The sequence below is a fragment of the Streptomyces sp. NPDC107559 genome (assembly GCF_055657365.1).
On sequence record NZ_JBVKBD010000009.1, the window covers coordinates 362,972 to 384,009 of the forward strand.

General features: G+C 65.9%; 22 protein-coding genes and 1 tRNA gene. 20 read left to right on the forward strand and 3 right to left on the reverse strand.

What is annotated here, in order from left to right:
* The first annotated feature begins 119 nt into the window (after positions 1-119).
* From ACZ7OY_RS26890 to ACZ7OY_RS26905, 4 genes are all read left to right on the forward strand, one after another.
* Positions 120-2,216: a site-specific DNA-methyltransferase gene (locus tag ACZ7OY_RS26890; RefSeq protein WP_471913723.1), complete on the forward strand. Its 2,097-nt coding sequence runs from the start codon at positions 120-122 to the stop codon at positions 2,214-2,216.
* Positions 2,216-4,768, forward strand: coding sequence for a DEAD/DEAH box helicase family protein (locus ACZ7OY_RS26895; RefSeq protein ID WP_471913724.1), 2,553 nt, complete (start codon positions 2,216-2,218; stop codon positions 4,766-4,768). Before ACZ7OY_RS26890 ends, ACZ7OY_RS26895 begins: the two co-directional genes overlap by 1 nt.
* A gap of 943 nt (positions 4,769-5,711) precedes the next feature.
* Positions 5,712-6,467, forward strand: a complete 756-nt coding sequence (locus ACZ7OY_RS26900; RefSeq protein ID WP_471913725.1) for a TIGR04255 family protein — start codon at positions 5,712-5,714, stop codon at positions 6,465-6,467.
* A complete protein-coding gene (locus ACZ7OY_RS26905; RefSeq protein WP_471913726.1) occupies positions 6,454-7,128 on the forward strand; it encodes a hypothetical protein in 675 nt (224 codons plus the stop codon). Before ACZ7OY_RS26900 ends, ACZ7OY_RS26905 begins: the two co-directional genes overlap by 14 nt.
* A gap of 814 nt (positions 7,129-7,942) precedes the next feature.
* On the opposite strand, the gene ACZ7OY_RS26910 is transcribed toward ACZ7OY_RS26905, so the two are convergent.
* Together ACZ7OY_RS26910 and ACZ7OY_RS26915 are read right to left on the reverse strand one after the other, a co-directional pair.
* Positions 7,943-8,374, reverse strand: a complete 432-nt coding sequence (locus ACZ7OY_RS26910) for a hypothetical protein (RefSeq protein WP_471913727.1) — start codon at positions 8,372-8,374, stop codon at positions 7,943-7,945.
* An 86-nt stretch (positions 8,375-8,460) separates the two neighbouring features.
* Positions 8,461-9,549 (reverse strand): DUF1152 domain-containing protein, encoded by a 1,089-nt coding sequence (locus ACZ7OY_RS26915; RefSeq protein ID WP_471913728.1) that lies wholly within the window; start codon positions 9,547-9,549, stop codon positions 8,461-8,463.
* 81 nt (positions 9,550-9,630) lie between these two features.
* Here ACZ7OY_RS26915 and ACZ7OY_RS26920 point away from each other — a divergent pair, with 81 nt between their 5' ends.
* The 16 genes from ACZ7OY_RS26920 to ACZ7OY_RS26995 all read left to right on the forward strand — a co-directional run bounded on the left by ACZ7OY_RS26920 (position 9,631) and on the right by ACZ7OY_RS26995 (position 20,731).
* Positions 9,631-10,371 (forward strand): GntR family transcriptional regulator, encoded by a 741-nt coding sequence (locus ACZ7OY_RS26920; protein ID WP_471913729.1) that lies wholly within the window; start codon positions 9,631-9,633, stop codon positions 10,369-10,371.
* A 281-nt stretch (positions 10,372-10,652) separates the two neighbouring features.
* Complete coding sequence (locus ACZ7OY_RS26925; RefSeq protein WP_471913730.1) at positions 10,653-11,090, forward strand: ATP-binding protein; 438 nt, start codon at positions 10,653-10,655, stop codon at positions 11,088-11,090.
* Positions 11,091-11,179: 89 nt separating this feature from the next.
* Positions 11,180-11,908: a GntR family transcriptional regulator gene (locus ACZ7OY_RS26930; protein WP_471913731.1), complete on the forward strand. Its 729-nt coding sequence runs from the start codon at positions 11,180-11,182 to the stop codon at positions 11,906-11,908.
* 124 nt (positions 11,909-12,032) lie between these two features.
* Positions 12,033-12,383: an SCO3933 family regulatory protein gene (locus ACZ7OY_RS26935; protein ID WP_471913732.1), complete on the forward strand. Its 351-nt coding sequence runs from the start codon at positions 12,033-12,035 to the stop codon at positions 12,381-12,383.
* A gap of 4 nt (positions 12,384-12,387) precedes the next feature.
* Positions 12,388-13,770, forward strand: a complete 1,383-nt coding sequence (locus ACZ7OY_RS26940; RefSeq protein WP_471913733.1) for an FtsK/SpoIIIE domain-containing protein — start codon at positions 12,388-12,390, stop codon at positions 13,768-13,770.
* A 79-nt stretch (positions 13,771-13,849) separates the two neighbouring features.
* Positions 13,850-14,056, forward strand: a complete 207-nt coding sequence (locus ACZ7OY_RS26945) for a hypothetical protein (RefSeq protein WP_471913734.1) — start codon at positions 13,850-13,852, stop codon at positions 14,054-14,056.
* Entirely contained in the window at positions 14,056-14,673 is a 618-nt protein-coding gene (locus ACZ7OY_RS26950) for a DUF2637 domain-containing protein (RefSeq protein ID WP_471913735.1), read from the forward strand. The genes ACZ7OY_RS26945 and ACZ7OY_RS26950 overlap by 1 nt, the downstream gene beginning before the upstream one ends.
* An 18-nt stretch (positions 14,674-14,691) precedes the next feature.
* Positions 14,692-14,913: an RING finger protein gene (locus ACZ7OY_RS26955; protein ID WP_471913736.1), complete on the forward strand. Its 222-nt coding sequence runs from the start codon at positions 14,692-14,694 to the stop codon at positions 14,911-14,913.
* Positions 14,913-15,104, forward strand: coding sequence for a mobile element transfer protein (locus ACZ7OY_RS26960; RefSeq protein WP_079309352.1), 192 nt, complete (start codon positions 14,913-14,915; stop codon positions 15,102-15,104). The genes ACZ7OY_RS26955 and ACZ7OY_RS26960 overlap by 1 nt, the downstream gene beginning before the upstream one ends.
* Positions 15,105-15,114: 10 nt before the next feature.
* Positions 15,115-15,309 (forward strand): hypothetical protein, encoded by a 195-nt coding sequence (locus ACZ7OY_RS26965; protein ID WP_359562385.1) that lies wholly within the window; start codon positions 15,115-15,117, stop codon positions 15,307-15,309.
* A gap of 14 nt (positions 15,310-15,323) precedes the next feature.
* Complete coding sequence (locus tag ACZ7OY_RS26970; RefSeq protein ID WP_471913737.1) at positions 15,324-15,575, forward strand: SpdD protein; 252 nt, start codon at positions 15,324-15,326, stop codon at positions 15,573-15,575.
* 142 nt (positions 15,576-15,717) lie between these two features.
* Positions 15,718-17,007, forward strand: a complete 1,290-nt coding sequence (locus tag ACZ7OY_RS26975) for a replication initiator (RefSeq protein ID WP_471913738.1) — start codon at positions 15,718-15,720, stop codon at positions 17,005-17,007.
* 20 nt (positions 17,008-17,027) lie between these two features.
* Complete coding sequence (locus ACZ7OY_RS26980; protein ID WP_355803087.1) at positions 17,028-17,198, forward strand: helix-turn-helix transcriptional regulator; 171 nt, start codon at positions 17,028-17,030, stop codon at positions 17,196-17,198.
* On the forward strand, positions 17,195-18,568 hold the full coding sequence (locus ACZ7OY_RS26985; protein WP_471913739.1) for a tyrosine-type recombinase/integrase: 1,374 nt from the start codon (positions 17,195-17,197) through the stop codon (positions 18,566-18,568). The genes ACZ7OY_RS26980 and ACZ7OY_RS26985 overlap by 4 nt, the downstream gene beginning before the upstream one ends.
* Positions 18,569-18,674: 106 nt before the next feature.
* Entirely contained in the window at positions 18,675-19,547 is an 873-nt protein-coding gene (locus tag ACZ7OY_RS26990; protein ID WP_471913740.1) for a nuclease-related domain-containing protein, read from the forward strand.
* A gap of 539 nt (positions 19,548-20,086) precedes the next feature.
* Positions 20,087-20,731 (forward strand): hypothetical protein, encoded by a 645-nt coding sequence (locus ACZ7OY_RS26995; RefSeq protein ID WP_471913741.1) that lies wholly within the window; start codon positions 20,087-20,089, stop codon positions 20,729-20,731.
* Between the two features lie 68 nt (positions 20,732-20,799).
* Here the strand turns inward: ACZ7OY_RS26995 and ACZ7OY_RS27000 are convergent.
* Positions 20,800-20,883 (reverse strand) — tRNA-OTHER (locus tag ACZ7OY_RS27000).
* Positions 20,884-21,038 lie beyond the last annotated feature (155 nt).

Genomic DNA, 21,038 nt, shown 5'->3' on the forward strand with positions numbered 1-21,038 from the left:
AGAGACAGGTCACTCGGATCAGCAGAACGGAGATCGTCGAGAGGAAGCGATGATTCCTGTATACCCAGCACGATCTGTACGCGAGGATAAGATCAAGACTCGATCCTCAAGGACGCTGCATGGCATCAAAATTGACGTCCCGTCACCAGGGACGGCTTGAACTCACCTGGACGGACAAGGACAAGACTCTCCTGTCCACGGGTGACGGCAGGTATGACTACTCATTCGTCGACTCGTCGGACTACCGCGTCTCCGAGGTCCGGTTGTTCCACGAGGTCAGTCGGGTCGCGGCCGCCACGCCCCAGGAGCGGCCAGCTGAGCTGCCGGAGCCGACCGAAGGCAATCTCCTCGTCACTGGCGACGCCATGCACGTCCTTGACGCCCTGGCGAAGATTCCGGCCTACGCCGACAGGTATCTCGGCAAGGTGAAGCTGGTCTACATCGATCCGCCGTTCAACACCGGTCAGGCGTTCTCGCAGTACGAGGACAGCATCGCGCACTCGATCTGGCTCACCCTGCTCAGAGACCGCATCCGCCAGATCAGGCCGCTGCTGGCCGAGGACGGCTCCGTGTGGGTTCATCTGGACCACACGGAGTCCCACCGGTGCCGCGTGGTCTTGGATGAGGAGCTGGGCGAGCACAATTTCGTCGCCGAAGTCGCCTGGCAGAAGGCTGACTCGCCCCGGAACGATACAAAGGGGCTCTCGACGTCGCAGGACACCATTCTCGTCTACCGCAAGAGTGAGTCCTGGACCCCGAACCGCATGCCGAGGCTCGCCGTTTCGAACACGTCCCGCTACAAGTCTCGGGACGGAGACCCAGTCCCTTGGCGCGACGGTGACGCAACTGCGGGCGGCGCCGCTACGCACCAGCCGATGGTTTACGCGATCGAGCACCCGGTCACCGGGAAACGGATGTATCCGTCGCCGGGTCGTTGCTGGGGCAAGGCGCAGTCATGGATGTTCGAGCAAATGTCCGAATATGCCCCATATGAGCTTCGTGACATCGGCGACGAGGCCGAGCGGGCCCGGATATGCGGAACGACACCGGACAAGGTGAAGCCCGGGGTCCCCGCGATCGCGCTGTCCGTTCCGCTCGAAGAAGCCGCCGTGAAAGCCCGAGCGCGCTTCGACGCCGGTCACTGGCCGGACCTGGTCATGCTCGGCCTTCGGGAGCAGATCCAGCGCAAGAAGCACCTCGAGGACAACGGCCGGGTACCGGAAACCTTGTGGCTGGGCAGCGAGGTCGGCGGCAATCTGCGCGGGAAGAACGAGATCAGGAACCTCTTCCCGGACGAGCACCCGTTCGCCACCCCCAAGCCGGAGCAGCTGATCGCCCGTATTGTTCATATCGGGTCGCTCCCAGGCGACATCGTTCTGGACTGCTTTGGTGGATCCGGCACGACGGCGGCGGTCGCCCACAAGATGGGACGCCGGTGGGTGACCTGTGAGCTGGCCTCCTCCAACGTGAGCCGGTTCCTGCTTCCTCGCCTGACGAAGGTCGTTAACGGAGAGGATCCCGGAGGCGTCACCACCATCACCGAGCGAATAGCCGCGGTTACCGGTGACGGCGAAGACGACATGGAGCTACCCGAGGGGGTCTCTCCAGAGGACGCGCAGGAGTTCAATCGGGTGCTCAGCAAACTGGCCAAGGCGAACTCGGTCGAACTCGACGAAAAGACCATCAAGGTATTGAAGGCCGCCACCAAGACCAAGAACGTCACAACCCTTAACTGGCATGGGGGTGGCGGCTTCACGCACCTGCGCGTCGGAGAGTCCATGTTTGAGGAGGTCGCCGGCATTGTCGTGCTCGCCGACTGGGCAACCCAGGGGGCGCTCGCCGAGGCGATGTGTGCTCAACTATCCGTGCCCTACGAACCCGACGACATCTTCGCTGGCCGCCAGGGCCGCACCCGCTATCTCGTGATCGACGGGATGGTCGGGAAAGGGACCATCGCGTCCGTCCTAGACCGGCTCCCCGAGGGCGAGGTCGTCGAGATCTGGGCCACCCAGATCGACAGCGACGCATCCGAGACACTGAGGGTCGACCGACCCGGATCCAAGCTCGAACTGATCCCAGACAAGGTCTTGGACAACTACCGCCGCAAGTCCGCCTCGAAGGCCCCGTTCGGGGCTGGCCGAGCCGTACCGCCACCCCGTATCACCACGGAGACGGGGGAATCCGCTCCCGCAGGGGCCGAGAGGGAGAGTGTCTGATGGGCGAGCTGCGGTTCCAGGCCGATCTCCTCGACGAGGTAGCACACCGTCTCGACCTGCGTGAACCCAACCGCAAGGCCATCGAGTCGGTGATCCTCCGCGCCTCCGATCACTACGACGTCCAGGAGAGCTCCGACCCCTTCGAATGCATCGTCGATTCGGCGACCGGTGTCGGAAAGACCTACGTGATGGCTGGGCTCATGGAGTACCTGGCAGGCGCCGAGAGTCCGGTAAGGAACTTCCTTCTGCTGGCGCCTGGCCGCACCATCCGCGACAAGTCGGTGCAGAACTTCACGCCCGGTAAACCCAAGTCACTGCGAACCGTGATGCGCACGGCCCCCTACGTCGTCACAGCTGACAATTTCAACGCGCCTGCCACTAGGGTTGCCATGGACGACGCGAGTGTCACCAAGCTGTACATTTTCACCGTTCAGGCACTGACCACGTCCACGGGCGAGGGACGCGCCACCCATGTCCACTCCGAGAACCTAGGCGCCTCGTTCTTCGAACGCCTCGCCCGTCTCGAGGACCTGGTGATCCTCGCCGATGAGCACCACTGCTACCGCGGACCGGCGTTCTCCCAGACCATCACCGACCTCAAGCCGGAACTCGTGGTCGGCCTGACCGCCACACCGGCAAGGGCCGACGAGGACTTGGTCGCATTCAGGTATCCGCTCGCTGCAGCCATCGCGGACGAACTGGTCAAGACCCCGGTGATGGTTGCGCGCCGTGACGACCGCGCCGACACGGAGACCAAGCTCCTCGATGGCGTCAACCTTCTGCGGTACAAGGGCGCAGCGGCCGACGCGTACTGCACTGAGCATGACCTGGCGCCGGTGAACCCGGTCATGCTGGTCATCGCTGGGACAATTGAAGAGGCGAGGGAGTACCAAGACGTCCTTGACTCCAGCTCCTTCGACGCCGGCGCCTGGGTCGGCAAGACATTGCTCGTGCACTCGAAGCTGAAAGGCGACGAGAAGGAGAAGGCCCTCGCTGACCTGCAAGCGGTGGAGGAACCCGACTCGCCCGTGCGGATTATCATCAGCATAGGGATGCTCAAGGAGGGCTGGGACGTCAAGAACGTTTACGTCATCGCATCCATGCGTGCCTCGGTATCCACGGTGCTCACCGAACAGACCCTTGGCCGCGGCATGCGGCTTCCCTTCGGACGCTATACACAGGTTGAGTTCCTCGACACCCTCGAGGTCCTGGCTCACGAGAAGTACGGCGACCTGCTGAAGAAGCGCAGCGTCCTCAACGAGGCGTTCATCGACTACGGCACCTACGCGCACCTCCGGAGAGCGGCCGACGGTAGCTTGGAGGTCCGCCAGACGGTAATCCCTTCGCCCGGCCCGGTCATTCCGGCTGCTCGGCCTTCCGCGCCGGCCCGGACCGGAGATTCTGTAATCAGCGAAGGGTTCTTGCTGTCGCCAGAGCCGGGCGATCTCAAGTCAGCCCCGGGATCAGTAACCGCACCTCCCATCGTTGAGATCGTGGATCAGGAGAGCCGGGCACGCCAGGCGAGGAAGGACGCGCAGTCCGACACGATCATCGAGTACCCGCCGCTGCCGGACCGGGAGCCGATCGTGATTCCTCGGCTCATTTCCGTATCCCAGCCGACAACGGTCAGCCTGAACGACATCGACCCTGAGGAGTACGGGCCGTTCCAGCGCCTCGGGCGGGCTCTGGCCACCGAGCACTCCGATGATCTGCGCCGCACTAAGTTGTCCGCGAGCCACAACTGGCAAAAGGCCCAGGTCCGCGCAGAGACAGCCCAAGACTCGATAAAGGCCGCTCTGCCCCTGGATATCCCGCTCTCGGAGACCCGCAAGGAACTCATCCGCCGGGTCATGTCGACCAAGGATGTACCGAACCGTAAGAACGAACTCGGGGCTGCAGAGAGGATCGTCGACTGCGTCATCGAGGCTATGGGCGATGAGGCCCAGGAATTGCTGTCGGCCTTCGTCGAGGTATGCGGGCAGCGACTCGCCAGGCAGATCAGCAAGACACTCCGGGACTTCAACCCCACCCAGATCACGTACACCGACGATGTCGAATGGCTGGCGATCGACAAGATCCGCAAAGCGCAGCGGAAACAGGAAGCCGGACACGCAGACGGCACCTTCGACAAGGCCTTGGCGTTCAACGGATGGCAGAAGAACCTGTACAGCCACGCCTGGTTCGACAGCACTCCCGAGTTCCAGGCGGCGGGGCTGATCGACAGCAGCGACACCGTCGTCGTCTGGGCACGCTTGCACAACAACGACGTGCCGATCCAGTGGACCACGGACCGTCGGAACTACAACCCGGACTTCGTCGTCATTGAGGAGATCCAAGGGAAACGCTTCGGCTGGCTCGTAGAGACGAAGAGCGACAAGGACATGCCCACTGCGGAAGTCCAGGCCAAACGGCGCGCAGCGAAGAAGTGGGCCAACACAGCCAACTCCTCCCCGCAGGTCCAAGGGGTCACGTGGAAGTACCTCCTGGCCGGTGAGCAGGACGTCGAGGACGCGGCTGGGCTATGGGGGCGATTGAAGGAGTTCTGCGGCTAACCGCAGTCCACCACTCACCCCGCTCCGGCACCGGGCAGGCCTGCAAAGGCTCATGCGGTCGGTCAGCCCAGCGTCACCAGACATGCCGACCAGCACACCTCCACAGGGTCCGGCAGGTCCGCCAGCCATCGCCTCCCCCTGAGAAACAACTAAGCCGCCGGACTTCATGGGCTAGCTGTACTCAGGGCAGGCTGAGGCTTCGGCGGTCATGCGGGAAACGTTGACGGAGCAACGGCTCCGCCCCGAGGCAACTGTGGGTGCCGCCGGGGTTCTGACCTAGTGCGTGCTTCACCTGCGGTACCGGTCCGCTGGCGACCTCGGGTGCCTGCTCCTGTGTGTTGGTGTCCTTACGCAGTTGGACGCTCAGTGCTGCACTACCAGCCGCCGCCGAACAACGCTTGGAGGGTCGCCGCGACCCCGGATGTCACGGCGAGAATGCCGCCCAAGCTCGCCAGAGTGGTGGTCGCGTTCTGGAAGAGCTCCTGTCGAAGCCGTCCCCACCGAGCGCTCCAGAAGATCATCTTCAGCCATTTGTGCTGACGGGCAGCCCATCAGTGCGCCGTGGCTGTTGTTGCGATACCGAATCCCTTTATGAGGGCACATGGTCAAGTGGGGGAGCAGCGCGAGAGGGGCGCACCAGGGCACACTGGACTGTCGGCCGATGTTGCTCAGGTCTCAGGCAGGGCGGCCCTGAGCTCCGGGCGGTGCTAGAGCCTGGGAACGTGGATGCCTGTTGCTCTTGCGCAGTCGGCCTCGCTAGCTGTTCTGGACTGCAGCTGCACCGAGTCGGGGACACGCCGCCGGCGCTGGTGTTCGAGGACTTGAAGCCAAGGCATCAATCGGGTCAACACGATGGTCCTCCCAGGGAGGAGGCCGTACGCTTGCTGTACCTTACGCGCAGACTGCATTGCACTAAGGACAACAGGCGACCGGGAGGTCAGGCATGGGGGGCGACACACCTCGGCGCACTTATAAGAACCCGCCTATCGTAGAGGCTGTTTGCACTTTCTCCTTCGCCTCGGAGTCGCATTGGAATGTGACAGTTCCTGGACGCTTTTACGAGCTCGTTCGTGACGAATATCCGGAAGAGCCAGAGGAACGCTCGGTCATGCAGGCCAGTATCAACACGATTCCTGAATCTCGTGTTGAGCAGGTTAGTTTGGGTTCGACTGGATCGCGCGTTGCCTTTCGAAATAAATCTCAGGTTCTCACGATAGCGCCAAGGAATCTTGGAATTCACGCGCTTGCGCCTTACGAAGGGTGGGAGTCCTTCCGGCGAAGGTGTCTAGATGCGCTCCGCTCGTACAGTGACGTTATTGGTGAAGCCGAGATTTCTGGGCTCGGATTGCGGTATGTGAACCGGATCATTCTTCCGGAGACCACAGTGAACCTCTCGGACTACTTCACTATCGTGCAAGGTCTGCCAGGTGAAGGGTTTCCTGGCCAACTCACCTCCTTCTTTGATCGAATGGAAGTGAACTACACTGACGCGCCAGTGAAGATTGCGTTCACGTGGGCGAGTGACGATCAAGTGGCTGATCAAGCTGCTTTCATTATGGACTTCGACCTGCACCGTCGCGGGGAGATCAGGAATGCGGATGTCGCCTCATTCCTTGACGATCTGAGGGAGCGCCAGAGGGTCGCCTTTGAGTCGCTGATCCAAGACAAGCTGAGGGAGGCGTTCGATGCAAGCCGCTAGTGCCTCGGTTCTCTACTCCGCGCGCTCGTCGAAAGAACGATTCCCGAGCCTAGGGTCGATCCTTGCGACGCTATTTTCTAGGTCCGAAGAGGTGTTGCGCCCAGTCGAGGTAGATAAGCCCGAAGCCTTTTCGCCAGAGCTGCACTCACTGATTGAGCGCACCCTTCGGTTCTCCGGTGGGAACCAAGATTTGGAAGATACAACGCTTAGGGCGGCCAGCGCTTCTGTCGGTCTGGAAGTTTTGCCGACTCCTCAAGTGCTGCAGTACGCCGAGCAGAAAATGCACGAGCTATCCGCTCTTCCTGTCGGTTGGGATGGCGATGATGCTCCACCAACAACGTCGGCGGCCTGCAAGCGCATGATGCGCCTTCTTCGTGCGGTCACGGATGGCGCGTCGGTCTACCCCACTCTTGTGACCGACTATGAGGGTGGAATTTCTGCCGAGTGGCGAGCGGGAAAACAGAAGGCTGCTATTGAGGTTGACGCTGGCGGAGAGGCTTACCTTTACGTCACCGATTGCAGGGGGGACCAGGTGCTGGCGGAACGGGTGATTGCGAGTCAGGACGCATACGCGCTGATCAGAACGTTTGGGCGTGAACTCTCCGAGATGTCGTCGCGGGTTGAGAGAGTGAATCCCGCCTGGCGCTCTCTCTTTGAGTGAAATATGCCGGAAGAGTGGCAGTGGGATGATCCTGCTATCCCGGGTGAAAGTGCAGTATTCCGTAAGGTGTTGGCGAGGCCGAATTTCATAGTGCCCAATCTGGAGGGTGGGCCGCCCACGCCAGCGCCTGGAGCTTTCAAGTGTGACGCAGACGGTATTTCCGTCTATCGGGACGAGTTGCTCAAGTCTTTGAGTCTGACTCCCGAGGACATTAAAAGGAATGCCGACGATCACGTCTTCGGTATCTTTGTGTCTGATGTGCGGGAATCTGGTGCTGGTGTCGTGGACTCGCCGGACGACGAAGACGAAGAATTGGGTCCCGCTCACTCATCGATCCGATATAGCGCTCCAAAGATCGATAAGCCGAGCGAGAGACGAATACGAGAGCGCATCATTGACGCTTGCTGGCTTTCTGAGTAGGTGGCGACCTGAAGCGCGTTTCGCTGATCGTACGGGTTCCTTCTATGTGCAAGGTCGGTGGAGCGGCTTTGGGCTGGAGCTGCTTTGGGGCGAGTGATCTTGGCCCCGTAAGCTTCCGGCGCGTCGGGCAGTCTGCGGACCTGCCCGGTAAAGCACGACGTTGGGGCCAAGATCTTAGAGGCTCGCCCCAAAGTGGCTGCCTAAAGCCGCGGAGCCGACCGCCCCAGCCACGACGTACCCCTTCTCTGGCATCAGGTGGCTGATCGCCTTGAGCGCGGCACGGGCGCCGGCCGGGCTGGAGCGGGGCGGAGACAGGAGCGCAGGTCCGGCCGGGGGTCGGGCTGCGCGCGGGGAGCGGAGCGAGCCGCCTTGAACCAGTAGAGAAGGTTGTAACTCACTCGGTGGCGTGAGGTTGCTCGGCCTCGGGAGACGCTTGATGCGCTTGCGCTGCTGAAGGCAGGGCGCCGTGGTGGGCGGCTCGGAACTCGTCCAGCAGGTCGAAGAACAGGTCCATCGCGGGCACGTCGGCTGCTTCCGCGGCTCGCTCGATCTCGACTGCCCAGCCCAGGGCGCTGGGATACGCCATGTCCAACCGCTTCCACAGCCATTGGGCGAAGGGACCGGTGTGCACGAAGTCGAACTCTTCGTCCACCCCGTGGATCTCCAGGGCGACGCGGTACCCGGTCAGGATGGAGTCCAGATGTTGCAGCGAGCTGCGACGGACCCACATGCCGGGGCGCAGCCGCACCTCCTCCAGGACGTCATAGACATTGGCCAGCTCGCTCAGCGGCCTGGGCGGCCTCCTGGATCTTCCTGTCTCTGCCATGCCGGTCTGTCCTGCCCGCGTGGTTTGGGCGAGTGTTCGTTGTGGGTCGGGTAGATCAGCGGCGGAAGGAGGCACTTGGTCGTTCCTCATGCAATTCGCCACAGAGGTGCTGCGTATCGCTCCGGGCGGTTGCTGATCAGCAGTTGGCGCAGATCGCCACGTTGTGACCCGCTGAGGTTCAGTACCTCAGTGAGGCGGCGGAATGTCGTGTGGCTGACTCCGCGGCTTCGGGCTTCGCTCTCGAACGCGTCGAGCTGGGACAGCGCCGTGTCGGGATCGAGCTTCGCTGCCTGCTGATCCTTGAGCCACGCTGCCTTGTTGCGCTCGTAGTCGATCTCTGAATAGCCGCAGACTTCCCGGCTGAGTGTCTCGACTTCGTCCAGGGTGGTCGTCGACAGGACCGCGCGAGCCAACTCGTTGCGGCTCAGGGCGTCGTCCAGGTCCACTTCGTGGACTGTCGGGCCCTCGTCTGTGAGCGGGATGGGGATGCCGGCGTCCCTGACTTCGCAGATGCCTCGGACACCTCGCGCTGTTGCGGCGAGCATCCCGGTTGCCTCAGAGGGATGCCATTCCAGGACCGAGCTGATCGGGTCCGTGTTCTCCGCGGTGAACTTGTAGACGAGCGGGCCGAACAGGCTGCGTATGTCGTCGACGGGGACTTCGCCGTCCAGGCCGGGGCCGGCGACCAGTAGCCGGATGGGAGCGTCTACCTGGCAGCACGCTGCCAGCGTCAGAGCGTCGGCAAGAGGGCTCTTGAGCGTCGGCTCGTCGCCTCGCGCGAGGATGTCGCCGCCCACGTCCAGCAGGTCGATCGTGGTCGGCTTGAAGTGGCCGACCAGCTCTTCCAATTGGCGGGTGATGCCCTCGGCGCCGTGGCGCGGGTCGATCAGGGCGAAGGTGTGCGGGAGCTCTGCCGCGAGGCGGGGGAGTGTGGATCCCGCGGGAGGGATCGGGTGGGCGTCGGCCGGTACCGACCAGACTGCGGGGGTGACGGGTTCGAGGTCCGTGAAGTTGTCGGGGCCTCGTGGGCCCGGTACCGGGTCGATCAGCAAGCGGTCCCACGCGTACGTGAGGATCACTGCATGCTCGGGCTCGTCGCCGTACAGAGCGGCGTCAAGCATTGCGGCGGCGACTGCGTCGCCCCCTCCTCCTGCTGCGACGATCAACCGCGTCATGCGCCCCACATTACGGGTTCGACCCCTGGCCACTCACCCTATAGTGGCTAGAGGCCATAGCCACTTGAACGAGGAGGGGACATGCCTCAGATCGAGGAGGCGCAGCCGAAGTATCTCCAGATCGCTCACTTCATCCGCGATCAGATCCTTCGGGGTGACCTGCGGCCGGGGGACGAGGTCCCCTCGGAACGGCAACTCGCGGCCACCTGGAAGGTGTCCCGGCCGACGGCAGCGCGGTCTCTGGAGGCGCTGAGCCATCAGGGGCTCGTCGAGAAGCGGCAGGGGTCGGGCACGTACGTGCGCAGCCTCGAAGTCAACCGGCGGGCGCGAGAGTTGTACGGGCGGGCGCGGCAGACCGGGAAGATTTACACCTCTGGCGAGTATGCGGTGATCACCTCGGCGGGCTGGCTGGAGGCTCCGGATCACGTCGCTGAGGCGCTGGGCCTGGTGAAGGATCGTCGGGCCGTGCACCGCCGGCGCGTGACCAACAACCAGGACGGGCCCATCACTCTGTCCACTTCGTGGTTCGCGCCGGACGTCGGGCAGCGGGCGCCCAAGCTCCTGGAACCTGAACGGATCCAAGAAGGCACCTTGATGTACGTCGAGAACATGACGGGACGGCAGGGGAGTTACGCCGAGGACCGCATGTGCGCTCGGCAGGCGACGGACGAGGAGGCGCAGGACCTCCAACTGGACTCGGGGTCGGCGGTCTTGATCGTGAACCATGTGGTGTTCGATCTCCAGGACCGGCCGTTGGAGTTTGCCGAGGCTACCTACCCGCCGCATCGCTGGGCGTTCGAGCAGGGGTACCCCCTCACCTGACGGCTGACGGTTCGCCATTTCGGCGAACCGCTTGCGTGCCACAGGTGGCTAATGCCACTATCCAGTAAGTGGCTAAGGCCACTTCATGAAGGGGGCACGGTGTGACGAGTCGGCGGCCGGATCAGGGCGCGCACTTACCTTGCCAGGGATGTCGTGGGCGTGGCTGGAAGCGCGTCGGCTCACGTACGTCCCTGGCGCTCTCCACCGTCAACGACCGTGTCCGTCCCACATCGAAACGGCGCTGCCTCGACTGCGACGGCAGCGGCAGGGAGTGAACGCGGATGGGTTACACGATCGACCGCTATCCCTCTGCGGACTCACCGCGGCTCGGTGCGATGACCTTGCACCCCGTTGCGGAGTCCGTACCCCGGGCCCGGCGCTGGTTCCGGAAGTTCATCGCTCCGTACAACCCGGCCTGCTCGGTCGACGACTGCGTACTGATGCTCTCCGAGCTGGTGACCAACGCCGTCGTCTATGGCCGGTTGGACGACCCGTGGATCGTCCAGGTCGAGTGGTTCCGTGAAGGAGCCTCCCTCCGAGTCGACGTGCACAATCCGGGGTATCCGGCGAACGTGCGACTGCGGTGCCCCGAGGCCAATGACGCGCACGGGCGTGGGTTGCTGCTCGTCGACTCCATCGCGGAGTCCTGGCGGTCCGGGCCCAGCCGCTTCGGTGGCACAGTCGTCTCCTTCGTGATGGCCGATGCCTGGCCCGACTGAGGCCGGCTTGGTGGTGCGGTATTGCGTAATTGGATTTATCGCTAGTCTGGTTGACCAGTTGACTTGGCCAATCTCGACGGGCGGCGTTCATGGCGTATGAAGTGGAGGCACCTAAGTACGTCCGCCTCGCCCAGACGATCCAGCGCCGCATCGAGGATGGCACGTACGCGCCGGGTACTCGTGTGCCCAGTGAAAATCAGCTGGTCCAGGCGTTCGGGATGTCCCGACCTACCGTGGTCCGCGCTCTGGAGCTGCTGAAGCGTGACGGCTGGCTGGAGTCCCGGCAGGGTTTCGGCACCATCGTGCGCGGTCGGCCGGCTGCCGTCGAGCAGAAGAACCGGCGCGGGCGTGAAGCGCTGGAGCGTGATGAGTTGCGGACTCCGGGACGGCTGGTCGCGGTGGATCGAGTGCCCGTTCCGGCGCGTGTCGCCTCCACGCTCGGGCTGCCGAAGCGAGCCGAAGTCCTGATGCGCCGCTTCCTGGTCGAGGAGGAGGGGGATGCGGTCGAGCTCGTCTCGTCGTACTTCCCCGCCGGCCTCGTCGACGGCACCGAGCTCGGGAGCTCCGAGCCGCTGGGCTCCGGGGTCCGGGAACACCTGGAGGGGCGGAAAAAGGTCCGCTACGACCATGTGACGGAGCGGGTCTCCGCTCGGTTGCCCGCTGCCGACGAAGCTGAACTCCTCGGCCTGCCGGACGGGGTTCCCGTCCTCAGTGTGCTGGTCATCGCCTTTGACGCGTCGGGCCAGGCGCTACAGGTGTCCGACGTGCTGCTTCCTGCCGATGGGCGGGAGCTCGAAGACACGTACCGCCTGAACTGAGCTAAATACAGGGGCAGTTGATGACCGTTCGCACTTGACAAGTCAACCTGGCAACTCTAATTTCGAACTTGCTAAGTCAACCTGTCAGGTGATGGGTTGATCGATCTCAGAAGGAGAACTCTCTGTGCGTGTGATCCGTATCGACGCCTCGGCCGCCACGATCCTGCTCACCGAAGCGCCGGCACCGAAGGTGCGTGACCGACAGACCGGTGAGATCGCAAAGGACGCCGTGAGCGGCGAGGCCCTGATGACCGTGGGCGTCGTCTACATCGACGAGGGCGAGTCGGCCCTGATCCAGGTCACTATTCCCGAAAGCGGGGTGGCGGACGGGCTGACCGTCGGTGCGCCGGTCGCACTGCCGGGCCTCGTGGCTCGCCCCTGGCAGAGCGTGTTCAACGGCCAGCAGCGCCACGGCATCGCCTACCGGGCCACCGCCGTCATGCCGGGGGCCTTCTCGATGGCTGAGGCGGGCTGATCGCATGACGGACCTGGTCACGGTGGCCGAGCTGGGCGGGTCGCTCGCCGCGATAGGCGGCGCGGCCTACCTTCGGCACGCTCACCCCGCTGCGTACTGGTCCACGGTCGGGCTGCCGGTCTCGGTGGCCCGGCTGCTGGGCTCGTACTCCTCGACCATGGAGGCCTGCGGCCTGACTGTCGCGCCTCCCCGCTGGCGGGCCCTGGCCATCAGGGCGACCACCCGACGGGAAGTCCGGCCGGTGCCGCCCCGTCGGGGCATCATCCGGCCCACCTCGACCGGTCTGCGTATGCGGCTCCGGCTCGCCCCAGGCCAGGAACCGGCGGACGTGGCGGCCTCGGCCGAACGTCTCCGGCACGCCTGGGGTGTCCACGCCGTGTACGTACGGGACATCAAGCCCGGAGTCGTCGAACTGCGGCTCGTCGGCTTCGACGTCCTGCGGACGGTGCGGATGCCGCGCCGGACCGGGGCAGAGGGCGATCTCTTACGGGTGCCGGTGGCGCTGCGGGAGGACGCGACCGCGTTCGTCCGCGACTACCGGGCCGTACCTCACGAACTCGTCCTCGGCGCCACGCTGTCGGGCAAGTCCATGTACCTGCGCAACCTGATCACCGGCCTGGCCGCACAGCCCGTCGTCCTGGTCGGTATCGACTGCAAGCGCGGCGTCGAACTCTCGCCGTTCGCCGCACGGCTCTCCGCCCTGGCGACCGACCCCGAGCAGGCGGCCGAACTGCTGCCGGTGCTCGTGAAGGAAATGGAGGACCGATACGACCTGATCAAGGCCCGGCAGGGAATCGCCCCGGGCACTCTGGACGAACTGATCACCTCCGACGTCTGGGGCCTGCCGGAAGACGAACGGCCCTCACCCATCGTGCTGTTCGTCGACGAAGTGGCGGAACTCTTCCTCGTCGCGACGCGCAAGGAAGAGGAACGGCGGGACGAGATGGTTACCCAGCTCATCCGGCTCGCCCAGCTCGGCCGCGCGGCCGGCATCTACCTGGAGGTCTGCGGACAGCGCTTCGGCGCCGAGCTGGGTAAGGGCGCCACCATGCTCCGCGCACAGCTCACCGGCCGCGTCTCCCACCGCGTCAACGACGAAGCCTCCGCCAAGATGGCACTCGGCGACATCGCCCCCGAGGCTGTGTACGCCGCCTGCTCCATCCCCGCGGAACGCCCCGGACTCGCCGTCGCAGGCGACACCTCCGGCGGCTGGTCTCGCATCCGTACCCCGTACATCTCGCTCGCCGACGCCGCGGCCACCTGCCGCGACACGGCCCACGTCGCCCCCGACGTACCGGCGCTCGCGCCCTTCCGGCCCTACGTCCCGCCCGCGCCGACCGCGAAGCCTGCCGGGCCCGTGAACCACCCGCAGCCGGTCACCGAATAAGCCCACCCATCTCCTGACTCGACGTGCCATCGCGCCGAGTCCCTACCCCGCCATGCTCGAAAGGAGGAGAGCACCCACCATGTGCGCCGACTGCGAGGACTTCGTCAGAACCGTCGTTCTGATGGGACAACTCACCCTGTACGCAGGCAAGTCGAACGCCGACGAGACCTTCGTCGAAGCCGTGGGCGTGTCTCTGGCCGCGTCCCTCCCGGAGCCGCCGCCCGGCATCTTCCCGCCCGGCTACGACCCCAACGACGGCCCGGACTACCCCGGCGAGCCGGACTGATGTCCCGCCCCGCCCTCCGCGCGGACGCGGTCCTCGTCCAGGCCGTCATCGCCGGGGCCCTGTCCTTCGCCCACCTGCACGACCTCGCCGCCGCTGCCGGACAGAGCGGATGGAAGGCCTGGGCCTATCCGGTCTCGGTCGACCTTCTGCTCGTCGCCGCCTGGCACCGGCTCCGCGCCGGGGGATCGAAAGCCGCCGCGTGGTGCTGGTTCCTCGTCGCCTTGATGGCCTCGCTCGGCGCCAACGTCGCGACCGCCGGCCTCCTCGACCTGGGCGACGTGCCCGGCTGGCTGCGGATCCTCGTCGCCGGATGGCCCGCGGTCGCCTTCCTCGGCGGAACCCTGCTCGCCCACCGCGGCCCTACGACAACACCGGACCCGGAACCGGATACGACTCCGACTCCGCTCGACTCGGAAGAGCCGATCGCCCCGGTCCCTGAGCTACCGGCCGCCACACCCGTCACTTCCGCAGTGCCGCCCGCCCTCGTCGCCTTGGCCCGCAAGGTCGCCGACGAACACCACACCCGGACCGGGACGGCCATCGACACCTCGACCCTTCGAGTCCGTCTCGGCGTCCCGCTGCCGCTCGCCGAAGCCATCGCCGCCCAAATCGCCTGACCCGGAGGACATCCCACCTTGCGCCCGTCCACGCTCCGCGCGCTGAACCGCGCCGCTGAGCTGACCCGACAGAACCGCCTCACCGAAGCCATGTTGATCGCCGAGCCCGTCATCCTCGCCGCCGACAGCTACGAGGGTGACGAGATCTTGCGCTGGCTCGCCGACCACGTCACCGACTTCACCGGAGGGAACGAGACCGCAGCGAACGAGACCGCGGACAACCAGGAGGAAACCGGTTGATGCCCGCCAACCCGCGCTTCCGCCGAGTCGTCCGCATCGGCCCCGTCCAGGTCGCCACGTACTACGACGGTCGCGGCCGTGAGAAGCACACCGCCGCCTGCACCGCCCCACGCTGCGGCTTCTCCACCGACTACGACAGCCGTGCCGCCGCCGAACTCGCCGCCCGCACCCACCGCTGTGCCGCCCGCTGAGGGAGCTCCCATGACCGTCTCACTACCGCTCGTCCTCGTCCTGGGGCTCATCGCATGGGCCGCGATCAAGTTCCTCGGCGTCCGCGTCTGGATCGTCGTCGTGATCGCGCTGTTCGGCTTCCTGCTCTCCCGGACCTTCCTCGCCCCGGCCATCGACTCCGGCACCCGCTCCGGCGTCGACGTCGTCAACGGCACCCACGACTGAGGAGGAGGCACGCCGTGTTCCGCCCCAAGCTGCCCGACGTCCCGACCTTGCCCAGCTCGAACGCCCTCAGCACCCACCACGCCCACACCCCGGCGCCCGCCGCCGGCCACCACTCCCTCAGCCCGTACGTGGGCGCGATCGCCGCGGTGGTCGTCGTCGGAGTCGTCCTGACCGCGCTGCTCGCCGCTGTAGCCGTCACGGCCGTGTCGGTGGCCATCGCCGCCGTGGTTCTGCGCTCCCTCGTCACCGGCGCCAACAAACGCTGACCGGCCGCCGGGGCGGCAACAAGCCGCCAAGCATCCCGCCGCCCCGGGGCCGTCCCTCCCACCGCCGAAACAGCCGAAAGGAACTCCCATCATCACCCGGCAGACTCCGCCCCCACTGGCGGAACTCTCCACCCTGGCCTCCATGGGCGCCCTGCCCGAGCTGGCCCGCCAACTCTCCACCCTGGGCGGCTGCACCCGCCCCATCCGCCTCGACGGCCACCGCACCGAGTACGAGGTCGACATCGCGACCGGCGAGATCGGCCGCGCCCTGCACCACCTCGACTCCACCGCCCTCCCGGCTGGCAACCTCCTCGTCCGCTGCAACAACCGACGCGCGACCCGCTGCCCGGCCTGCGCCGAGACCTACCGCCGCGACACCTTCCACCTGATCACTGCCGGACTCCGCGGCGGCAAAGGCACCTCGGACCAGGTAGCCACCCACCCGCGCGTCTTCGCCACCTTCACCGCTCCCGGCTTCGGCCCGGTCCACAACCGCCCCGCGGGCGGTCGTGCCTGCCGCTGCGGCACCCACCACGACGAGCAGGACCCCGCCCTGGGAACACCACTCACTCCCGACTCCTACGACTACGAGGCCGCCGTCCTCTGGAACGCACACGCGGGGCTCCTCTGGCGGCGCTTCTCGATCTATCTCCGTCGGGAGGTTGCCAAGCGCGCCGGCCTCACCCAACGCGCCTTCCGCCATCACGCCCGTCTCTCCTTCGCGAAGGTGGCCGAGTACCAGAAGCGCGGCGCGGTCCACTTCCACGCGGTCATCCGCCTGGACGGCCCCGAGGGCGGTGACACTCCACCCCCGACCTGGGCAACCGTCGAGCTGCTGGCCGACGCCATACGCGCCGCCGCGACGGCCGTGCGCGTCGACGGTCCGGAGGTCGACGGCCGTCGGCACTCCTTCGTCTTCGGCCGACAGCTCGACGTCCGGCCGATCCGCTCCGCCGACTTCGACAACGGCCAGGAACTCACCGAGCGGGCCGTCGCCTCGTACATCGCGAAGTACGCCACCAAGGGCGCCGAGACCACGACCGGCACCCTCGACCGCCCGCTCCGGTTCCTTGCCGAGCTGGCCCAAGCCAGGCTGAGCGAACACGCCAGCCGGCTGATCCGCACCGCGTGGGCCCTCGGCGCCCGTAAGGACCTGGAGCACCTCCGCTTACGTGCCTGGGCGCACATGCTCGGCTTCCGCGGCCACTTCTCCACCAAGTCCCGCCGCTACTCCACCACCCTCGGCGCCCTCCGCACCGCCCGCGCCGACTGGCGCCGAGCTCAAGCGGCCGCCGCGCTGCCCGAACGGGAGCCCGAGACGACGTACGTCCTCGCGCACTGGGTCTTCGCCGGAATCGGCCTCTCGGCCGCTGAAGCCTGGCTGTCCGCGTCCCTTGAACCTGCCCTCGGAACGGAAGGAGAACCGACGTGAACTCTCATCGCGACGAGCTGATGACCGTTCCCCAGATCTTGGATGAGCTGGGTGGGGTCTCTCGCCGGACGTTCTACCGCTGGCGGGAGTTAGGGTACGGGCCGGCCGCGTTCAAGCTGCCCAATGGGGAGCTCCGGGTGTGGCGGAGCGACTTCACCACGTGGCTGCGGCAGCTGGAGGCCGCCGCGTGAAGTCTCTCGACGTGAAGGTCTGGGCCGTACGGAAACGAGATACGAAAACGCCCTCGTACGGCGTCCGGTGGTCCGTGGCAGGCAACGTCTTCTCCGACTCCTTCCGCACGAAGGCACTGGCCGATCACTACCGCGCGAAGCTCATGCGGGCGATGCGCGACGGAGAGGAGTTCGACCAGGCGTCCGGGCTTCCGGACTCGATGGAACCGAAGAAGTCGGCTGTGACCTGGTACGACTTCGCCCTCAGGTACCTCGCCATGAAGTGGCCCCATGCCGCCCCCAATACGCGCGACGGCATCAACGAATCCCTCACCAGCGTGACGGTGGAACTCCTCGACGAGCGGGCGGGACGGCCGTCCGACCAAGCCATCCGCAAGGCGCTGCGCAACTGGGCCTTCGTCCTGCCGGGGCCCGACGACCGAGACGTCCCGGACGACGTGCGGAACGTCCTTCACTGGGTGTCGAAGGCCTCGCGGCCACTAGCCGATCTCGCTGAACCGGCGACGGCCCGTGCGGTGCTGGACTCACTGAAACTCAAGCTCGACGGTACGGCCGCGGCAGCCGAAACCGTGCGGCGTAAGCGGCGGACCCTCGTCAACGCAGCGAACTATGCGGTCGACCTGGGGGAGCTGCGCGAGAACCCGATCACGGCCGTTCGCTGGCAGAAGCCGAAGGTCTCCAGCCAGGTCGACCCTCGCGTTGTCGCGAACCCCGAGCAGGCTCGCAATCTCTTGGCTGCCGTCTCCTACGTGGGCGGCTACCGGCGGGCCCGTGGGCGGCGCCTGGTGGGTCTCTTCGCGGCCATGTACTTCGGCGGTCTCCGGCCGGCTGAAGCGGTCGGCCTCGTCGAGACGGACCTGAAACTCCCCGGACAGGGCTGGGGATCGGCGCTGCTCCACCGGACGCGTCCGTCGGTCGGCAAGCAGTGGACCGACTCGGGGGAGACCCACGACGACCGCGGTCTGAAGAACCGGCCCGTCGAGGACGTCCGGCGGGTGCCGATCCCGCCCCACCTGGTCGCCGCACTCCGCGAGCACCTGGCGACCTTCGGCACGGCGGACGACGGACGGCTCTTCTTCAGCGAGAGGGGATCGGTCGTCCCCTCCTCGACCTACTACCGGGTCTGGCAGGAAGCCCGACTCCTAGCGCTCCCGCCGTCCGTGGCCTCCTCGCCGCTAGCGAGTCGGCCGTACGACCTCCGGCACTCGGCACTGTCGACGTGGCTCAACGCGGGTGTCGACCCGACCGAGGTGGCCGAGCGTGCCGGCAACAGCGTCGAGGTCCTGCTGACCCGCTACGCGAAGTGCCTCGATGGACGACAGGACGTCGCCAACCGGCGGATTGAGGACCTGCTTCGCGAGTACGAGTGAGACACGCTGCACCCCACTGAGGTCCCGGGCAACTTGTCCGGGGCCTCTCTCGTTTTGTGCCCTACCTGCTGCGACGCTTCGAGCCGAGAGCGGACGAGGGGGACTCGTGGAGCTGAAGGTCACGCGCTGGAAGCGGTACGGACATGATCGCCTGTACGCCAACCTGCCTGATGGCACAGCGGTCGGCTGGGCAGATGTGAAGACGGGGGACATCACGGTCCTGGTCGCCGCGTATCGCGACGACGTGATCGCCGTACTGACAGACCACTTACGGAACAACCCCGAACCGGTCCCGCCACAGAAGGTGCCCAGGATGCCCGAGGCTGCGGCGCCCCCATTGCTGCCGCCTCTGACGGCAGCCGACGACCTGTCTGCCAACCGTCCCGGCGAGTCTCTCCGCGACAAATCCGGGCCAGGCCTGATCAAGCGAGTCGTCGCACAGGTCCTGCGGCGCCCCACAGAGTGGGACTCCTGGCGGAAGGGCCTGGCGGGGGAGCAGAGGGTGGGAGCCGAGCTGAACCGCTTGGCGCGTCGCGGTTGGCGGGTCCTGCACTCCATTCCCTTGGCCGACAACGTGGATGTCGATCACTTGCTGATCGGGCCCGGTGGAGTGTTCAGCATCAATACAAAGCACCACCACAAAAGGGCTGTATGGGTCGGCGACGACTCCGTGAAGGTCGATCACGGAAAGCCGGAGCCCTACGCGCGCAAGAGCCGGGCGGAGGCCAAGCGGGTGGCCCGAGTGCTTGAGCGCTATTGCGGCTTTCCTGTACTGGTGGAACCGGTGCTCGTTTTCGTCGGCGTGACCGACTTGAAGGTGGTCGCTACGCAGCTCAGCGTGCGCGTGTACCAGGAGCGGCAGGTGGCGGCATTGGCGCCGCTCTCAGGGGTGCTGACGGCCGAGCAGGTCGAGCAGGTGTACGGCGTTGCTCGCCATCGCCAGGCATGGATCCGGGCCTCAGCCAGTGCCTCTCGGTGAGGTGCTGGCCTGTCCCACGGGAGCTGCGGGGGCCTCCATGGCGTGGCCAACGTCGGCGCGGGGTGCCCTGTCAATGCCGTCCTTCAAAGCGGGGATCGTGAGCCGGTGATCTGGCTGTACAGCGGCGAGGTACAGCAACCATCGCGACCGGACCCAACCGCCACCAGTCCCGCATGACCATATGACCAGCCAAGCAGACCCCAGCGACCGTGGCGCCCATAGTTCGCATCGAGGTGGCACGGGCGGTGTCGGCTGACTCCAGTCGCGTTACGATGCGCGCCCCGGAGGTGATCATGAGTCTTACCGTTCCGCCAGCTCCGTACGAGATCGCGGAAGTGTTTCCAGACCTCGTGCCGTATGCGAGGGCAACCACACTCCTGTACCCGCGCGCCGGTAGCCCCGAACGGGATGAGAGCTCGCTGGGTGGGCCGCTCTTGTGGCCCGCCGATGAGCCCTGGCCGACGTGTACGGCTCCCGACCACTACAACCCTGCCCGCGGTTGCGCGGTGGTCGGGCCGGCCCCTGTCTCCCTGGTGCCCGTGCTGCAGCTCATCGCCCACGACGTTCCGGCACTGGTGTTCCCGGTCGGCGCCGACGTGCTCCAAGTGCTCTGGTGCCCGCTGATCCATTCCGAACACGACCAGCACTCGCCGGTTCCGGTGCTGCGTTGGCGATCCGTTGCTGACCTGGCGGATCGGCCACTGCTGGACGAGGCGCCGCGGCCTTATGAGTTCTATGACGAGTACGTCCCACGCCCCTGCGTGATACACCCCACCGAGACCGTGGAGTACCCCAACTGGGACATGCCCGCGGAGTTGTCCGAGCGCGTGGGCGAGTTGAGCGAGGAGATGGCGGAGTCCTGTGGCATCTCCTACTACGACGCCTTCACCACCCGGCAGAGCAAGGTCGGCGGATACCCCGGCTGGACACAGCCGCCGAACTGGCCGCACTGTGCGTGCGGTTCCCGGATGGAACACTTGCTGACCATCTCGGCGAGCGAATCGTGTGGCCGCTGGCTCCCGGTCGAGGAGCGCACCCGGCCCGGCTGCGGCTGGGAAACCTCCGACGACCTGGAACTGCAGCACCGCAGCCACGAAATGATCATGGGGGACTGTGGAGGCGTCTATGTCTTCGTCTGCCGCAGCTGCCCCACGTGGCCCACAACCCACCGCTACGACTGCTGAGCCGTGAACCGCCGGGGTCGGGCTGAGCAGCACGCGAGACGGCCCCGGTACATGCGGTGTGGCTGAGGTGGCCATCGCCCGGATTCGAACCGGGGTTTCCGCATCGGGCGAACCCGCGTGCCGTGTCCTAGGCCGCTAGACGACGAATGGCCAGACGGAACCTAGCCACCTGCATGGCGGTACGTCCATTCATTTCGCGGGTCACCTCAGGACCTGAGCTTGCCGTACTGGGAGTCAAAGCAGACCAGCCTCATGCTGGTGGCTTCCACGGCGTGGCCGACGTCGGGGCGGGGTGTCCTGTCAGTGC

What these genes read in the sequence shown, in the direction of transcription:
- ACZ7OY_RS26890 (WP_471913723.1), top strand. Translation starts at nt 120, where the DNA reads ATGGCATCAAAATTGACGTCCCGTCACCAGGGACGGCTTGAACTCACC.
- ACZ7OY_RS26895 (WP_471913724.1), top strand. Translation starts at nt 2,216, where the DNA reads ATGGGCGAGCTGCGGTTCCAGGCCGATCTCCTCGACGAGGTAGCACAC.
- ACZ7OY_RS26900 (WP_471913725.1), top strand. Translation starts at nt 5,712, where the DNA reads ATGGGGGGCGACACACCTCGGCGCACTTATAAGAACCCGCCTATCGTA.
- ACZ7OY_RS26905 (WP_471913726.1), top strand. Translation starts at nt 6,454, where the DNA reads ATGCAAGCCGCTAGTGCCTCGGTTCTCTACTCCGCGCGCTCGTCGAAA.
- ACZ7OY_RS26910 (WP_471913727.1), bottom strand. Translation starts at nt 8,374, where the DNA reads ATGGCAGAGACAGGAAGATCCAGGAGGCCGCCCAGGCCGCTGAGCGAG.
- ACZ7OY_RS26915 (WP_471913728.1), bottom strand. Translation starts at nt 9,549, where the DNA reads ATGACGCGGTTGATCGTCGCAGCAGGAGGAGGGGGCGACGCAGTCGCC.
- ACZ7OY_RS26920 (WP_471913729.1), top strand. Translation starts at nt 9,631, where the DNA reads ATGCCTCAGATCGAGGAGGCGCAGCCGAAGTATCTCCAGATCGCTCAC.
- ACZ7OY_RS26925 (WP_471913730.1), top strand. Translation starts at nt 10,653, where the DNA reads ATGGGTTACACGATCGACCGCTATCCCTCTGCGGACTCACCGCGGCTC.
- ACZ7OY_RS26930 (WP_471913731.1), top strand. Translation starts at nt 11,180, where the DNA reads ATGGCGTATGAAGTGGAGGCACCTAAGTACGTCCGCCTCGCCCAGACG.
- ACZ7OY_RS26940 (WP_471913733.1), top strand. Translation starts at nt 12,388, where the DNA reads ATGACGGACCTGGTCACGGTGGCCGAGCTGGGCGGGTCGCTCGCCGCG.
- ACZ7OY_RS26945 (WP_471913734.1), top strand. Translation starts at nt 13,850, where the DNA reads ATGTGCGCCGACTGCGAGGACTTCGTCAGAACCGTCGTTCTGATGGGA.
- ACZ7OY_RS26950 (WP_471913735.1), top strand. Translation starts at nt 14,056, where the DNA reads ATGTCCCGCCCCGCCCTCCGCGCGGACGCGGTCCTCGTCCAGGCCGTC.
- ACZ7OY_RS26960 (WP_079309352.1), top strand. Translation starts at nt 14,913, where the DNA reads ATGCCCGCCAACCCGCGCTTCCGCCGAGTCGTCCGCATCGGCCCCGTC.
- ACZ7OY_RS26965 (WP_359562385.1), top strand. Translation starts at nt 15,115, where the DNA reads ATGACCGTCTCACTACCGCTCGTCCTCGTCCTGGGGCTCATCGCATGG.
- ACZ7OY_RS26975 (WP_471913738.1), top strand. Translation starts at nt 15,718, where the DNA reads ATGGGCGCCCTGCCCGAGCTGGCCCGCCAACTCTCCACCCTGGGCGGC.
- ACZ7OY_RS26980 (WP_355803087.1), top strand. Translation starts at nt 17,028, where the DNA reads ATGACCGTTCCCCAGATCTTGGATGAGCTGGGTGGGGTCTCTCGCCGG.